This is a genomic window from Novispirillum itersonii, from assembly GCF_014205675.1.
GTDB classification, from domain to species: Bacteria; Pseudomonadota; Alphaproteobacteria; order Rhodospirillales; family Rhodospirillaceae; genus Novispirillum; species Novispirillum itersonii_A.
Map to the genome: position 1 here is coordinate 16581 of NZ_JACIIX010000005.1, position 15215 is coordinate 31795.

The following is a 15215-nucleotide window of genomic DNA, read 5'->3' on the forward strand; positions in this document are numbered from 1 at the left end:
GCCCCGTTCCCGGCCCCGCCAGAGGGGAACTCCGCCCCCCCCCCCCCCCCTCTTGCCACCCTCCCCCGTTTTCTGCATGGTGACGGTCACAACCAGCGGGGGAGCCCCATGTATACCGACGAGGATCTGGACGCCGCCGTCACGGCGGGCATTCTGGACACCCGCACCGCCGCCGCCTTCCGCACCTTCGTGGTGGCGCGGCAGGGCGGGCGGTTGGCAGACGAGGAACATTTCCGCCTGCTGACCGGCTTCAACGACATTTTCGTCTCCATCGCCCTGACGCTGGTGCTGGCGGCGCTGGCCGGGCTGGGCATGCTGGTTTACCCCGGTGTCGCCGGGGCGCTGGTGGCCGGGGCGGCGTGGGGGCTGGCCGAATACTTCACCCGCCGCCGCCGTATGGCCCTGCCCTCCCTGCTGCTGCTGCTGGCCTTTACCGCCGCGCTGGGGGCTGGCCTGAGCTTCAGCCTGATGCCGCTGTTGCCGGTGCCGCAGCAGCCTTACGGCATGCTGGCCGGGGCCATGCTGGCCACCGCCGGGGCACTGGCCCACTGGCGGCGCTTCCGGGTGCCGGTCACCGTCGCCGCCGGGGTCGGGGCCGCCGCCGCTGCCGTTCTGGCGCTGGTGCTGGCGGTGTTCCCCGATGCCGCCCCGGTGCTGCCGTGGCTGGTGCTGCCGGCCGGAATGGTGGTGTTTACGCTGGCGATGCGCTGGGATGCCAGCGACCGTGACCGCGCCACCCGCCGCTCTGATGTCGCCTTCTGGCTGCACCTGCTGGCCGCCGGGATGATCGTGCACCCGGTATTCGGCCTGCTGCCAAACCTGTCCTCCCCCGTCGCCGGGGCCGGACTGGTGCTGGCGGTCTATGCGGTGCTGATGGCGGTGGCGCTGATCACCGACCGCCGCGCCATTCTCGTCTCCTCGCTGGTCTATGTGCTGTACGCCGTGGTCTCCGCCGTCACCCACAGCACCGTGCTGGCCGGAAGCTCCATCGGCTGGGCGCTTGTCGCCCTGCCGGTCGGCAGCGTGCTGCTGCTGTTCTCCGCCTTCTGGCACTCCGCCCGCCGCACCCTGCTGCGCCGGATGCCGCAGGCCATCCGCGACCGGGTGCCGGTGGCGGGGTAAGGCGCCCCAACGGCCACACCTCTCCCGGGCTTCCGCCCGGACCCGATTGGGGCCAATGCCCCAAACCCCCTTTCTCTTTTTTGAAGAACACCCAAAAGAAGCGACGGCCTGCCCCCAGACAGCCACTGTGTCCCAAAAAACGGGATCCAAGGGCCTTTTGGCCCTTGGCGGGCGCGGGGGGACCCCGCATCCCTCCCCGAACCCGCACCACCCCGGGCTTCCGCCCGGACCCGATTGGGGCCAATGCCCCAAACCCCCTTTTTCTTTTTTTAAGAACACCCAAAAGAAGCGACACCCCCACTCCCCAGACAGCCACTGCGCCCCCAAAAAACGGGATCCAAGGGCCAATGGCCCTTGGCGGGCGCGGGTGGAACCCGCATCTTTCCACCAGACCCACCCCCGGGCTTCCGCCCGGACCCGATTGGGGCCAATGCCCCAAACCCCCTTTTTCTTTTTTGAAGAACACCCAAAAGAAGCGACGCCCCCACTCCCCAGACAGCCATTGTCCCCAAAAAACGGGATCCAAGGGCCAATGGCCCTTGGCGGGCGCGGGGGAAACCCGCAGTATTCTCCTCCTTTCCCCCGCCCCGACAGGAGCCGCCCAGACATGACCGACACCCCTCTTCGCCCGGATCTGAGCGGGCAGCGTGTGGCTGTAATCGGGCTGGGCCTGATGGGGCAGCCGATGGCGCGGGCGCTGAAGCGGGCCGGGGCGACGGTGACGGTCAACACCCGCTCTGCCGGGCCGATGGCGGTGTTTGCGGCGGAAGGGTTCGCCACTGCCGCCACCCCGGCGCAGGCGGCGGCACAGGCCGATGCGGTGATTTTGATGCTGACCGACACCCCGGCGGTGGAGAGTGTGACTGCCGCCCTGCTGGCCGGGGAGATCGGCGGGAAGCTGGTGATCGACATGGGCACCACCGCCCCGGCGGCGACGCTGCGGCTGGCGGCGCAGGTGACGGCGGCGGGGGCGGACTGGCTGGATGCCCCGGTTTCCGGCGGGCAGGTCGGGGCGCAGGAGGCGACGCTGACCATCATGGCCGGGGGCAGCGATGGCGCTTTCGCCCGGGCTTTGCCGCTGTTGCAGGCGATGGGGCGGCACATCACCCATGTCGGCGCGGCCGGGGCCGGACAGGTGGCCAAAGCGGCCAATCAGGTGATTGTCGGGCTGACCATCGGCGCGGTGGCCGAAGCGATGGCGCTGGCCCGCAGCGCCGGGGTGGATCCGGCCCGCCTGCGCACGGCGCTGATGGGGGGCTTCGCCGCGTCGCGGATTCTGGATCTGCACGGGCTGCGCATGGCAGAAGGCCGGTTTGATCCCGGGGGCCGCAGCGTAACGCAGCGGAAGGACCTGCAACAGGCGCTGGATCTGGCCGACGCCCACACGCTGGACCTGCCGATCACCCGCCTGACGCGGGACCTTTACGACCGGCTGATCGCCGCCGGGGGTGGCGACCTTGACCATTCCGGCCTGTACACCCTGTATTCCAACGACTGACCCGGAGACGCCCCCGATGCTGGTACTGCACCATTTCCCCGGCACTGCCGCCATGACCCCGCACATGCTGCTGCGGCACATCGGCGTGCCGTTCCGGCTGGAACCGATCGACCGCATGAACGACGGCCACAAACAGCCGGAGTACCTGAAGCTGAACCCGTCGGGGCGGATTCCGGTGCTGATCGACGGGGATATGGTGCTGTTTGAAACCGCCGCCATCTGCCTGCATCTGGCTGACACCCACCCGGAGGCAAAGCTGGCCCCGCCGGTCGGCACCCGGGAACGGGCGGAGCTGTACAAGTGGCTGATGTTCCTGACCAACAGCCCGCAGCCGGACCTGATCGCCTTCTGGTACACCGACCGCTTCACCACCGACCACGGGGAAACCGCGCTGGCGGCGTGCCGGGCAGCGGCGGAAAAGCGCTGCATGGACTGGTTCCGCATTCTTGACCGGCAACTGGCGGATGGGCGGCCCTATCTGCTGGGGGCGGAGCTGACGCTGGTGGACTATTACCTGTTCATGCTCAGCCGCTGGGGCCGGTCCTTCACCCCCGGCCAGTGCCCGCGCGACCTGCCGCATCTGGGGCCGTTCCTGCACCGGATGATGCGCAACCCGGTGGTGATTGCCACCTGCGAGGCCGAAGGCCTGCCGCAGCCGTGGGTGTAAAACCTTAAAATTTGCCCCAGATTCGAATACCCGTCAATCTGTCAAGGTATACACTGCCGCCATCCCCAGAGCTGACGTAAGGTGGTGCGTCTTTCATTCCTGTAAGAATGAAAGACGCACACATAACGGCTTGTTTCGTCTGCTTGGGGACAGATTAAAAAATGACGGACGGATGGCAGGGGCCTCTTCGGACTTATTTCCATCATCGACTTTATCAGAGCCTTAAGAGACGGACTCGCGGCTCGATATAGCTGCATGCCCGCCATAGGAACTCTCGCTGAGACTTCCGTCTTGCACGACAGCAATCGAACGACAAGAGACTGAAATTTTTCAGATTTTCGGATCAGGCTGTAAAAATGCAGCCACTCCGGACCTTAAGGGAAAATGATGATGAAGGGTGCTGTTTTAGATTTCAACCGTTCCTCGGGGGAAGGGCTGATCCGGGGTGACGATGGAACCCGATACGCTTTCTCAGCCACGGACTTCAAGAGCGAAGCGGCTCCCAAGCCGGGCCAGACTGTCGACTTCGAGGTGAAGGACGGCCGGGCAACCGCCATCTACGCCCTGGCCACCAAAGGCATGACAATCGACATGAACGATGCCGCCCAACGGATTTCAGCGTTCGCCAAGGAGGCTAAAGTTGATGCCACAGCAAAGAAAGTGCTCGAAAACCTGAAAGGAGGCCCGAAGGATCGGATCGGGGTCGGCCTGTCTGCTGCGGCTATCCTCTGCCTGTTTCTGCCCTTTCTCCATGTGCCATTCCTCGGCTCCGTATCCCTGATTGAAACGGCCTGGGGAAAACTCCTGTTCGTGATCGCCCTTGGCCTTGCCTTCCTCTGCTATCAGGGGATGGACCGTAAATGGGTCAAAGTGGCAGCCTGCGCCTTTGCGGCTGTGGCCCTCATCAACTCCTGGGCCATCATCGCCGACCTGTCGAGCGTTGACAACCTCACGAACGCATTCATGGGGGCTTCCCGGAATCGTCGGAGCTTCCTTGAGCTCCTGGCTTTCGGTTTCTACGCAACCTTGGTTTCAACCGCACTTCTGATGGCCTCGGCGTTTCTTCGCAAAAAGGCTCACACCACACAGGCGTGACCGTCTCGGTTCATCATCATCCCTCTCCTCTTCGGCTCTCCTTTGACGATCCATTCGACCTGACCGCTCACCAATCTGGTGTGGAATGTCTAGAGAATCATCGAAGTGGCTGCCGATCAACGGGTGGAAGGCCGATGTCGTCAGATCGGATGACTCGGCCAGCCCGGTTTTCGGCGCGGGCGAATCCTCACATACCGGAGAAATATGCGGCTTGCCTCTCTCTCCCGGGCAGGCAGATCCCATCGTCTTTCTATCTTTCTGTCATTGACGGATTTTCCGGGGTGCAAAATATTGCGTGCCCTGTAGAAGTCATCCGTCAACAGACAGCCCGGAGCCTTCCGTTGCACAGAATCGTCCAATTTCTGAAAGACCTTACAGAAACCGAAACCGCCGGGGACATCACGGCACTGATGACGGAAACGCGAAAGGCACTGGGCTACCGTGGCTTTTCTTATGCTGGCCTGCGCCCGTCAGAAAACAGTCACGGAACGGCGGTCTATCTGTCCGACGGCATGGTGGCCCTGTCAGACCAGTCGATGGACTGGGTGATGAACTACGTTAACAAAAACCACCAGCATAATGATCCGGTGGTCCGGGCCTCCATCTCCCAGACCCTGCCACTGGTCTGGGGGCCAGACTTCATGGCCGGATACCGGTCAACCGGGGAAGAGGAGATGATGGCCGATGCCTATGAATGGGGCCTGCGTCATGGCATCACCGTGGTCGTGCGATCCAGCACCGGCACCCTTGGCCTGCTGAGCCTGACCGCCCTTGAGGCTGTGCCAGACCCTGATGGATCACTGACCCAGCTGTTCCATCTGATTGCCATCCACCTGCATGAACATGCGCAGGCAAAACTGGGTGCCGAGGAGATCCAGCCGGTGATCCTGGCCCGACGGGAACTGGACGTGCTGATGTGGTCCGCCGAGGGCAAGACGGCAGGGGAAATCGCTGACATCCTCGACATCTCCACCCGTACGGTCAACGCCTATATCGCCAGTGCCATGGAGAAGCTGGGAGTTTATTCCAAAACCCATGCCGTGGCACGGTTCCTGGCCCAGAAAAAGCAACCGGGCCCGGCCGAACTGCCATCAGGATCAGACACCAGATCAGAGTAAAAACCGGCTCAAGCCGCCGGACGTTGGGGGGATAGGTCAGTGCGCGGATTTTTCACACTTTCAGCATGCATTCTTTTTTCTGCTTCCCTTTCAGGGTGCGTCACCACTCAGGGGAAGTCCGTTCCCGGCCTACAGGGCCTGGAACCGCTGTCCTACGAAACAGTGGCGCAGTTCCAGACCCCCAAAGGCAAGGGGCAGATCCGGCGGCTACGGTTCGGCGAGGGCTATGACCTTCAGATGTCGCCGTCCTATTATGGCATCCCGCTGGACGGGGTGGAGCGGATCGACACGGTACAGACCGCCGGAACCGGACGCGAGACGGCGGTGATTGTCAGCGGCGCGTCCAAAGGGTGCCCGGTTGATACGCAGGTCTACCTGCTGCACGACAACACCATGGACACCATTCAGCTGGGCAACTGCCAGACCCCTGTCACCCTCATCAAACGCTCCGACGCCGGTTTTGTTGCCACCATGGGGGATGGACCGGACGGGTTGGTCTGGGCCTATCAGCCCCGGAAAGGAGTGTTCGGACCGGTCACCGCCGCCTCATTGCAATCCAAACCGCCGCCAGCCGTGGCCGAACCCGCAAAAAAGACCGCCCCGCGCCCCCCGACGCAGAAGAAACCTTCCCCCGGGAACGCACCGGATACTCCCCCGGCCCGGCCGGTGGCCCCGGCCGTCCAGCGGCTTGACCCTGACCGGGTCGAGATGCCGCCGGTGGTCCAGAGTAAAAGCCAGCAGCGGGATGTGACCGTCTGGCAGATGAGGTAACGGTATGACCATCAACATCCTTGCCGGCGTCGATACCCGGCAGCGCGGCACCGGCAAGGGTCCCACCATCCTGCTGCTGGGGATCACCCTGCTCTATCTGCTGCTGGAACTGGCCTTCAGCGCCAGACTGCTGGATGCGGCCGGGGGCATGGCCACCTTCGATGAGATCAAGGCGATCGAACACTGGGGGCGAACCTTATCCGGCATTGCCCTGGCACTGTTCGCCTGGGGCTGGATCCTGAAGCGCACATGGTATGCCTTCCTGAAGGTGATGGCGATGGCGGCAGCGGTCATCGTGGCAGTCCCCGCCATGTTTACCGCACAGGATGCACTGGTGAAGGCCATCGTATCGTCAACCGATGGCAAACAGCGCCGTGATGCTGCCTTTCTGGTACAGGCCACCCGCTTCATGCTGGGAGGGCAGCTGAGCATCGCCGAACTGGACCTGCCGGAAAACACCTGGCAGTCACCGGAGGCCAAGGCTTTTCTGGCTGCTTTTCCGTTGCTGGCATCCGACCTGAAGGGGCTGGAAAAGACGGCAAACGACATCCTGCGGACAACACTGCGCAATCACCTGACCTCGGGCTGCACCCCTGGCAAGGACGGCTGCCTTGGCTCTTTCAGCGCCTTTAATAACGACCTGTGGCGCCCCCTGATCGCCGAGGTAAACGCCGCCTACAGGTCCTATGCCGATGGGGTCAACCGCTATGTCGAGGCGACCCGGGACACCACGGCGGAGCAGGACGGCGCCTGGAAGACCTATACCGGCAAGCTGGCGGAAAAAGGCTACCGTCCCGGCACGGTGCCCCGGCTGGGCTGGTCGCGGGTCCGGCGGGATGTGCAGGCACAGGGCATTCCGGTAGACAATGACTGGCGCCCGGATGACCGGGCCGGGTTCAACAGAGCCGTCGCCGCTTCCATCCGCCGCAAGGCCGATACTGCCTATGACACCGAAATGCGGGCTCAGCTGGACGCTGTGCTGCCCAAAGACCTGACCGTCGCCACCTTCATGGCCCATCCGGCCCTTCAGAAGCGTCTGCACCTGCGGTTCAGGACCGGTGATCTGGGGATCAGCCTGCCCTATGTGACCCAGCCGGAAGACGTGGAAAAGCAGGCCTACCAGCCTTTGCTGGCCGCTGCCGTGGATCACCAGATCCGCACCCTGACCGCCCGACCGTCGGACTTCGCCGATGGTGGCCGCCATGCGGTGCTGGGGCGGGTTTCAACCGAACGCCTTGTCGTGCCGCCGCTGGCCCTTGGCTTCTCGTTACTGGGCGGCCTGACCCATACGATGAAGTGTCTGTATCTGGTGCTGGTGCTACTGACCAACCGCCGCTGGCCGGGGGGACTGGCCATCGGTGGTGTCCTGTCCGCTGCCCTGACCGGGGGCCTGATGGCCGACAACGCGCTGACCCGCAGCCCGGTCTACGCCACACTGGAAAGTCAGCTCCGGGAGGCACGGGGACCCCTGATTGCCGGGGGCATCCGCTGGATGGTGCAGGTGGAACACTTTGTCTATCCAGTCAACGAGGCCCTGCGGCGCTCTGTGCTGCTGGGTCTGACCTATGGCTTCCAGCCGCCACCGCTGCCCTCCTTGCCGGACGGCCCGGTCCGGCTGACCCAGACCGGGGGATCCGCCTCCGGTCCGGCCCCTGCCCCCGCGCCTGCGCCTGCGCCTGCGCCGGTTCCCGGACGGACACCCGAACCGGCACCGGCACAGACCATCGCCGAAACCCCGGCACCGGTCATCGCCTGCGCGTCGGAGGTACAGGCCCATCGCGGGGGCCGTCCGTTCCCGGAAAATACGGCGGCAGCCATCCGGGCGGCGGCCCGCTCCGGCTTCAGTGCGGCAGAAATCGACATTCAGCCCCTGTCTGATGGCGGCTGGGCCCTGCACCATGATGCCGTAACCGGACGGGCCGTTTCAGGCCCCCGGGATGCCGTAACCGGACGGGCCGTTTCAGGCCCCCGGCGCCCCGCAGCCACCTTCACCACCGCGCAGTGGCGGAACCTGCGCGCTTTAGATGAAAACGGCAAGGATGCCGGACCGGCATCCGTACTGGAGGACGCCATTGATGCCAGCAACAGCTTTGGGATCCGCCTGAACATCGAGGTCAAGGCCCCGGCCAGCTGCCGTCAGATTGATGCCTTGCTGGAAAAGACCGCCGCCCTGACCCAGCCGCCTTACTGGTCCACCGCCTTCCCCGCCGTCGCCCGCTGTCTGGCCGACCGGCAGGTGGAGTATCTGGGGCTGGTGGTCGGCCCGGCCGATCCCGGTGCAGCCCCGACAGCAGCAGCAGCAAAAGCGGCCGCCATCGCCGGAAAGCTGGGGATGGACACCACCCGCCTGCGGGCTGCCGCCGCCGATGCCTACGACGCGGGGACCAACCGGACGGCGCTGGAGGAGGCAGGTATGGCCGCCGCTGCCGCAACCCTGAACGGGGCCCGGCGGCAGGGCCTGCACATCCCCCACACCGATGTGACCGCCGCCCTGATGACCCGGGCCAGCAGCCTTGGCCTGTCCGTCGGGGTCTATGCTTCCGGCGGCGATGACCGGGGCATGGCCGACACCCTGCGCCGGATGCCCGGACAGGCACCGGCCATTATCATCACTGATGCCTCCCCAACCCTGTTCTGCCCCTGATCCGGTATCTGCACCGCCCGGCCCTTTTGCAGCAAGGTTAAGCCACCGTGACACAGACCAGCCAGTCCATTTCTACCCCCACCGTCCGCCTGTCCCGGTATCCCCGCTTTCAGGAGAAGGAGCCCCCCCTCTCCGATGACTGGCGCTTCCCGCACCTGTCTGCCGACATCCGCGACCGCATCAGCGCCACGGGCGGAGACCCGGGCCAATATACGATGACCGATCAGGGGACCGACACCGGTACTGTCAAAGTGACCGAAACCTGGACGGTCAACATCCGGAGCGAGAGCGGCATCACCGCCGGGAATAAAACCGGCGGAACGGTAGAGGCCTCCTCCGCTGCCGGGATGAGCAGGTTGGCCCAGAACTTTGCCGACCAGATTCTGGACGGTCAGGCCGCCAAAATTCTGCTCGACCGGCTGGCACAGCAGAAAAAGGGCGTTCTGACCCCGGCCAGCCATATCAATGACCTTGTCACCGAAGCATTCAGTCACTGCCATGAGTGCAAAAACTGCTGGGGAGACGGTCGGGTGGCCTGCACCACCTGCCATGGCCTCGGAACCATCACAGAAACCGTCTACGAAACCGTCAATGGCCAGCAGCAGCCACGGCGGGCATCCCGGATATGCAGCAACTGCTCTGGCGGGTGGCGAGCCTGCGGCACCTGTAACCGCACCGGCCTGCTGACCGACTGGATACAGGTCGAGGCCTATGCCACCCCGGCCTACAGCCACTGCGGCAGCGAGGAAACTTCCGCCCGATGTCAGGCCCTGCTGACTGAAACGGATACCAATACGGTGATCCGTGCCTTTCCCTGCTTTACCGATCGCTCGCCGGAAGCCTCCGGACCGGCCACGGTGATCCGGCGCTTCAGCGGCAAAGCAACCGTCACCTTTATGGCGGTCACGTCCCCCAGACAGTCCTGCTGGACAGTCTGGGGGGTTGGCCCCACGGCGCAATACCTGAATCCCCCCCCCATTCTGGATGAACTGCTGGAAGACGGGATCAGGCAGTTTTCCAAGGTCGAGTATTTTCGCCGGCGAGAGCGGCTGAAGGTGCTGGACAATGTCCGCAAGGTCCCCCTGCTGGAAGAAATGCTGCGCCAGAATGCAAAAGCCCCGAAGGTTCCTCCGGCGGAAAACTTCAGCGCTGTTGCGCACGATCTGGTCTCTCCCGACGTGGCCAAAGGGGCCGGGAATGACATTGTCAAACTACAGAAAGGGGTCTGCCCCCGTTATGCCGCCGACCTGTGGACACTGATCGGCCTATACATGGTGACAGCGCTGTTTATTGTCGGCAACCATAGAACCCTGTTTCCAAACGACGAAATCTGGATCCTGTCCGGACTTGCAGCGTATGTGGCCGGGGGCATCATCTGCTGCGCCCTGACCCTGTACCGCCGCAGCAGCGTTCCACAGGAATACCGGGGGCCGATGCAGGAATGGAAACCGGCGCTGCTGGTGCTGGGGCTGGTGATTGCTTTGGGGACTCTATCAACCGTCGCTTCCAAGCAGATGAAATCCATTACCGCCCCAGCGGCCGAGCTGCTGTCGCAATTCACGCCCGACGACGTCAAGATCTTTGAAGGCCTGTTCCCCCCAAAGCCGCCGATCAGCCCCCTGATGCCAGCGCCCGCTCCGGCGCTGACCCCGCCAGCCCGGTCCCCGGCCGCAACCCGCGCTCCCGGCCCGGTCTCCAGCACTGCCCGCCCGGCTGTTCTCAGTGGTTCGGCAACACTGATCGATACTGCAACAGTGCAGATCGAAGGGACCCGTGTCCCCTTAAGCGGGCTGGACGCTGTCCACCATCCGGTGACGGAAGCCGGGCTGCGACAGTATCTGTCAGTCGTCGGCCCCCTGCGCTGCACGCCTGCGGGGGCCGGGTACACCTGCCAGACCGAGACCGGAGCCGACTTTGCCGAAGTGATCGTGATGGCCGGATATGCCAAAGTGCAGAAAGGGGCCCGCCGCAATCTGAGTGCTGCCGAGGCCGAAGCCCGGAAGGCCCGGGCTGGCGTTTGGGGTCTGTCTCCGCAATGACGCCCCCCCCTGACACCGCTCCGGACAAAACTGGCCCCGCCGGTCGGCACGCGGGAACGGGCGGAGCTGACGCTGGTGGATTACACCCTGTTCATGCTCAGCCGCTGGGGCCGTTCCTGCACCGGATGATGCGCAACCCGGTGGTGATTGCCACCTGCGAGGCCGAAGGCCTGCCGCAGCCGTGGGTGTGAGGAGGCCCGCCCGCCGCCTCAGTGCCCCGGTGGGCCATCCTCCCGGTCGCGCCAGCGGCTGAGGATGGCGTCCAGCGTGCCGTCGGCCTGAAGGGCACGGTAGCCGTCCTCAAACCGCCGCAGCAGGGCGGCGCTGTCCGGGCGGCTGGCACTGAAGCCCAGATAGGTGGTGATGCCGCCCAGCGGGCACAGCTGCGACAGCGGAAAACTCTGCCCGGCCCGGTGCATCAGCCCGTCCGGGGTGCGCAGCTGGTCAAACAGCAGCACCATGCCATCCAGCCGCCCGGCCCCCAGCATGCGCAGCCCGGCACTGTCGGACTGTACCGTCACCACCTCCGCCCGGCCCGAGGCCGCGATCCGGTCCCATTCCGCCGGATATTCATAGCCGTTGACGATGCCGATGCGCGGGCGCTGCGGCCATTGCGCCGGATCACACCCCGGCAGCGCCGCCTGCGACCGGGCACCATCGGTGACCAGAACCGCCCGGATCTGCGCCAGCGACGGGGTCGGCAGCATCACGTCGCGCCGGGTGACCTCGTTGGCCCCCATCGACAGGCAGGCGGCGACATCGCCGGTGATGACGGCGCGGCGGCAGCGGGCATAGGGCACCACCGCCAGTTCCACCGTCACCCCCTGCCGCCGGAAGGCTTCCTGCACGATCTCGTTCCCGGCACCGCGCCCGTCGGGCAACGACCATGGCGGGAAGGCATCCTCGGCGGCAATGGTCACGGTCTCCGCCGCCGCCAGCCGAGCCATCAACACCAGAACCAGCACCAGTGTCAGGGGGGCACCCCGTAGAAACAGTCCCGCCACCACCGTCCGGATCCAATTCATGATCGCCCCATCCTCCCCCGATCCGACTGAAGTGTACCCGTCCCGGCGATAGGGGTATACCCACACCATCGGCCTAATTCCCCCCGTTTCCCTGCCCCACGCCGTTCCCCCGCCCCTTGACGGCGCGGGCCTGCTGCCGTATCACCCCGCCCGCGCCGTCTCTCGCGGGTTTCCGACGGTGGCCTGATCCTTCTGACCGATCCGAGCCCGTAACGGACCGGCCTTAAGGAGCCACCGCTATGTCTATCCATTGGCCCTCGATTCATTGGATTGTCCTGCTGATCGCCGTCTTCACCGAAATCGCCTGGGCGTTAAGCCTGAAGGCCGCCCAGACCAACCCCGGCGTGCTGACCATCGGGGCCTCGATCGCCCTGACCGCCACCAACATGCTGCTGCTGTCGTTTGCCATGCGCGGCATTCCGGTCGGCACCGCCTATGCGGTGTGGACCGGGCTGGGCGCGGTCGGCGTGGTGGCGGCGGGCATTATTCTGCATGCCGACCCGCTGACCCTGAAGCGGCTGGCCTTCATGGGGGTGATCATCATCGGCGTCATCGGCCTGAAGCTGGTCGGCAACGAGGGGTAAGCCCCTGCCCCGGACCCCGGACGCAACAGCGCCCCGGCAGAGGAAGACCCTGCCGGGGCGCTGTGCTGTGTGGGGCTTAAGGGTTAAACCAGCGTCAGGGTCACATCAATATTGCCCCGGGTGGCGTTGGAATAGGGGCAGACGATGTGGGCGCGGTCCACCAGCGTGCGGGCGGCCTCGGCGCTCAGGCCCGGCAGGCTGATCTTCAGCTCCACCTCGATGCCGAAGCCGTTGGGGATCGGCCCGATGCCGACGGTGCCGGTGACGCTGACATCCGCCGGAATGGTCAGCTTATCGCGGTTGGCAACAAACTTCAGGGCACCGATGAAGCAGGCGCTGTAGCCGACGGCGAACAGCTGCTCCGGGTTGGTGCCCTCGCCCCCGGCACCGCCCAGCGCCTTCGGGGTGGTCAGGCGCAGATCCAGCTGGCCGTCGTCGCTGACGCCCCGGCCATCGCGGCCCCCGGTGGCAGAAGCAGTAGCGCGGTACAGAACGGTATCGAGGCTCATGGGGATCATCCTTTTCTGATGAGATATTGTGCAAAATTATATTGCACGCAATTATTATGGTCGGGAAAAAGCCACCGGAGGGTGGCGGCAGAACAGCAGAGAAACGCCGGAAGACAGCAGGACCGGGGAGTCCGGATTTACAACAGTGTGGCGGAAGCCAGCGGATCGCATCCACAGCGTCCGTGGATCTGTTTTTATATTGTGCGCAATATATCGTCAAGCAATTTTTTTTGGCCGCCTGTAAATCTTCGCCATCACTCCCCGTGACGGAGCAAGGGGCGCGCCCCCCTTGCTCCGCCGTCCCCCGCGCCTCAATAGGCCCGGCTGCGGTCCACCTGCCCCGGCAGCGGGCTGATCCCGGCGCTCAGCGCGGCGATGCCGTCGGCAATCTGGTCCACCGCCGGGCCGGGCAGCGTGCTGGCCGCCACATGCGGGGTTGCCACCACGCACGGGTGGCTCCACAGGCGGCTGTCCTGCGGCAATGGCTCGGTACGGAACACATCCAGCAGCGCCATGCGGATGTGGCCGCTGTCCAGCAGATCCAGCAGCGCCGCCTCATCCACCTGATCGCCCCGGGCGCAGTTGATGAACGACGCTCCGGCCGGCAGCGCCCCCAGCGTGACGGCGTTGAACATCCCCCGCGTTTCCGGGGTTGAGGGCAAAACGCTGATCAGAATATCGGTTTCCGGCAACAACAGCGGCAGGGCATCGGCCCCGGCCCGGCAGTCCACCCCCGGCAGACTGCGCAGAGACCGGCTCCAGCCGCGCACGCTGTAGCCCAGTCCGGCCAGCGCCACCGCCACCGCCCCGCCGATGGCCCCGATGCCCAGCACCGTCACCCGCGTCTCCGCCGCCAGACGCGGCAGGCGCGGCTGCCAGCGCCGTTCCGCCTGATCCTGCGCATAGACGTCAAAGTCGCGCTGGTGGCGCAGCACGCCGTACAGGGCGTATTCCACCATCTGCGGTGCCATCCCGGCATCCTGTAGGCGGACAATCGGCACGGCGGGGTCCAGATCCGGGCGGGCCAGCAGTTTATCGACCCCGGCCCCGAGGTTGAACACCGCCTTCAGGTTGGCAAACCCGGCAAAGCTGGCCGCCGCCGGGGGCGACCACGCCGCAATGTACTCCACCGCCGCCGGGTCCACCGCTTCCGGCCACACCGCCACCCGCAGCGCATCGCCAAAGCGGGCGGAAAACACGCCCCGCCACTGGCCGGGATCGTCTCCGCCGGAAATGACATACAGCAACGGACGGGAGGGGGAGGACATTACGCTTCTCCTATGTATCCATGCGTAAAAGCGATGGAACTATCCGTGTTTTTGACCGGAACACCAAAAGAAAAAACCACAGCTACAGAACATTAGGACATTAGAAAAGCAGAAGAAAATAACAAAACGCCACAGCAGAACCGCCGGACAAAAAAAGTGGGCCGTGACCGGAGGCACCCGGACCGACGGCCCATAAGGCTGGGAACACTTCCGACGGGCACCGGGGCGGCCAAAGACTCAGAGACACCGCCACGGTGAGGGGGGGGGAACGGGGGAAACCCCGCCGGAAGGGGTGGGTTCCCCCGGCGCGACGGTCAGGACCGCCCGCCGGAGGCACCCGGCAAACGCCCGGGCATCACCCGGACCGGAGGCATCACAGAAACCTTACTTCGCGAACAGCTGGGACATATCGCGGAACGACTTGAATTCCAGCGCGTTGCCCGCCGGATCGTAGAAGAACATGGTGGCCTGCTCGCCGACCTTGCCCTTAAAGCGGATGTACGGCTCGATCACAAACTTCACCCCGGCGGCGGTCAGGCGCTCGGCCAGCGCATGGAAGGCATCCCACTCCATCACCACGCCAAAGTGCGGCACCGGCACATCGTGGCCGTCCACCGGGTTGTGGTGCGGGCCCTTTTCCTTCGGCGGGGCCAGATGCGCGACGATCTGGTGGCCGAACAGGCTGAAGTCGATCCATTCGTCGCTGGAGCGGCCTTCTTCGCAGCCCAGCAGGCCACCGTAAAACTTGCGGGCGGCATCAAGGTCATCAACCGGGAACGCCAGATGGAACGGGGTAATGGTCATCGCAGACAGCCTTCTCTCTCGGTCTGTTCGGCTGGAATGATTTTTTCTCAGGCCGACGCATCTTCTGTGCC

At 65.0% G+C, this 15215-nt stretch carries 13 protein-coding genes; 9 read left to right on the plus strand and 4 right to left on the minus strand.

The features are described from left to right. Nucleotides 1-108 precede the first annotated feature (108 nt). From FHS48_RS08000 to FHS48_RS08035, 8 genes are all read left to right on the plus strand, one after another. Nucleotides 109-1122, plus strand: coding sequence for a hypothetical protein (locus tag FHS48_RS08000; protein WP_184263041.1), 1014 nt, complete (start codon nucleotides 109-111; stop codon nucleotides 1120-1122). Between the two features lie 607 nt (nucleotides 1123-1729). Then, complete coding sequence (locus tag FHS48_RS08005; protein WP_184263042.1) at nucleotides 1730-2620, plus strand: NAD(P)-dependent oxidoreductase; 891 nt, start codon at nucleotides 1730-1732, stop codon at nucleotides 2618-2620. A 16-nt stretch (nucleotides 2621-2636) separates the two neighbouring features. Further along, the gene (locus FHS48_RS08010; RefSeq protein ID WP_184263043.1) at nucleotides 2637-3287 is read left to right on the plus strand and encodes a glutathione S-transferase family protein; all 651 of its coding nucleotides are present in this window, start codon (nucleotides 2637-2639) and stop codon (nucleotides 3285-3287) included. A gap of 384 nt (nucleotides 3288-3671) precedes the next feature. Beyond that, entirely contained in the window at nucleotides 3672-4382 is a 711-nt protein-coding gene (locus FHS48_RS08015; protein WP_184263044.1) for a cold-shock protein, read from the plus strand. Between the two features lie 149 nt (nucleotides 4383-4531). Further along, a complete protein-coding gene (locus FHS48_RS08020) occupies nucleotides 4532-5500 on the plus strand; it encodes a LuxR family transcriptional regulator (protein ID WP_260402402.1) in 969 nt (322 codons plus the stop codon). 162 nt (nucleotides 5501-5662) lie between these two features. Continuing rightward, nucleotides 5663-6271, plus strand: a complete 609-nt coding sequence (locus tag FHS48_RS08025; RefSeq protein ID WP_184263046.1) for a hypothetical protein — start codon at nucleotides 5663-5665, stop codon at nucleotides 6269-6271. A gap of 4 nt (nucleotides 6272-6275) precedes the next feature. After that, entirely contained in the window at nucleotides 6276-8915 is a 2640-nt protein-coding gene (locus FHS48_RS08030; protein WP_184263047.1) for a glycerophosphodiester phosphodiesterase family protein, read from the plus strand. Between the two features lie 47 nt (nucleotides 8916-8962). Beyond that, nucleotides 8963-10954 (plus strand): zinc finger-like domain-containing protein, encoded by a 1992-nt coding sequence (locus FHS48_RS08035; protein ID WP_184263048.1) that lies wholly within the window; start codon nucleotides 8963-8965, stop codon nucleotides 10952-10954. A 209-nt stretch (nucleotides 10955-11163) separates the two neighbouring features. Here the strand turns inward: FHS48_RS08035 and FHS48_RS08040 are convergent, their stop codons facing one another. Beyond that, the gene (locus tag FHS48_RS08040; RefSeq protein ID WP_184263049.1) at nucleotides 11164-11979 is read right to left on the minus strand and encodes a substrate-binding periplasmic protein; all 816 of its coding nucleotides are present in this window, start codon (nucleotides 11977-11979) and stop codon (nucleotides 11164-11166) included. A gap of 239 nt (nucleotides 11980-12218) precedes the next feature. Here FHS48_RS08040 and FHS48_RS08045 point away from each other — a divergent pair, with 239 nt between their 5' ends. Continuing rightward, the gene (locus FHS48_RS08045) at nucleotides 12219-12563 is read left to right on the plus strand and encodes a DMT family transporter (protein WP_221443425.1); all 345 of its coding nucleotides are present in this window, start codon (nucleotides 12219-12221) and stop codon (nucleotides 12561-12563) included. Between the two features lie 83 nt (nucleotides 12564-12646). On the opposite strand, the gene FHS48_RS08050 is transcribed toward FHS48_RS08045, so the two are convergent. The 3 genes from FHS48_RS08050 to FHS48_RS08060 form a co-directional block, all read right to left on the minus strand. Beyond that, nucleotides 12647-13072, minus strand: a complete 426-nt coding sequence (locus FHS48_RS08050) for an organic hydroperoxide resistance protein (protein WP_184263050.1) — start codon at nucleotides 13070-13072, stop codon at nucleotides 12647-12649. Between the two features lie 311 nt (nucleotides 13073-13383). After that, complete coding sequence (locus tag FHS48_RS08055; protein ID WP_184263051.1) at nucleotides 13384-14340, minus strand: 2-hydroxyacid dehydrogenase; 957 nt, start codon at nucleotides 14338-14340, stop codon at nucleotides 13384-13386. A 384-nt stretch (nucleotides 14341-14724) separates the two neighbouring features. Beyond that, nucleotides 14725-15144 carry a VOC family protein gene (locus FHS48_RS08060; protein ID WP_184263052.1) on the minus strand — a complete coding sequence of 140 codons (420 nt, stop codon included), beginning with the start codon at nucleotides 15142-15144 and terminating at the stop codon, nucleotides 14725-14727. Nucleotides 15145-15215 lie beyond the last annotated feature (71 nt).

Coding starts and splice junctions, on each gene's coding strand:
- FHS48_RS08005 (WP_184263042.1), top strand. CDS start 1,730: ATGACCGACACCCCTCTTCGCCCGGATCTGAGCGGGCAGCGTGTGGCT.
- FHS48_RS08030 (WP_184263047.1), top strand. CDS start 6,276: ATGACCATCAACATCCTTGCCGGCGTCGATACCCGGCAGCGCGGCACC.
- FHS48_RS08045 (WP_221443425.1), top strand. CDS start 12,219: ATGTCTATCCATTGGCCCTCGATTCATTGGATTGTCCTGCTGATCGCC.
- FHS48_RS08040 (WP_184263049.1), bottom strand. CDS start 11,979: ATGAATTGGATCCGGACGGTGGTGGCGGGACTGTTTCTACGGGGTGCC.
- FHS48_RS08050 (WP_184263050.1), bottom strand. CDS start 13,072: ATGAGCCTCGATACCGTTCTGTACCGCGCTACTGCTTCTGCCACCGGG.
- FHS48_RS08055 (WP_184263051.1), bottom strand. CDS start 14,340: ATGTCCTCCCCCTCCCGTCCGTTGCTGTATGTCATTTCCGGCGGAGAC.
- FHS48_RS08010 (WP_184263043.1), top strand. CDS start 2,637: ATGCTGGTACTGCACCATTTCCCCGGCACTGCCGCCATGACCCCGCAC.
- FHS48_RS08015 (WP_184263044.1), top strand. CDS start 3,672: ATGATGATGAAGGGTGCTGTTTTAGATTTCAACCGTTCCTCGGGGGAA.
- FHS48_RS08020 (WP_260402402.1), top strand. CDS start 4,532: ATGACTCGGCCAGCCCGGTTTTCGGCGCGGGCGAATCCTCACATACCG.
- FHS48_RS08060 (WP_184263052.1), bottom strand. CDS start 15,144: ATGACCATTACCCCGTTCCATCTGGCGTTCCCGGTTGATGACCTTGAT.
- FHS48_RS08000 (WP_184263041.1), top strand. CDS start 109: ATGTATACCGACGAGGATCTGGACGCCGCCGTCACGGCGGGCATTCTG.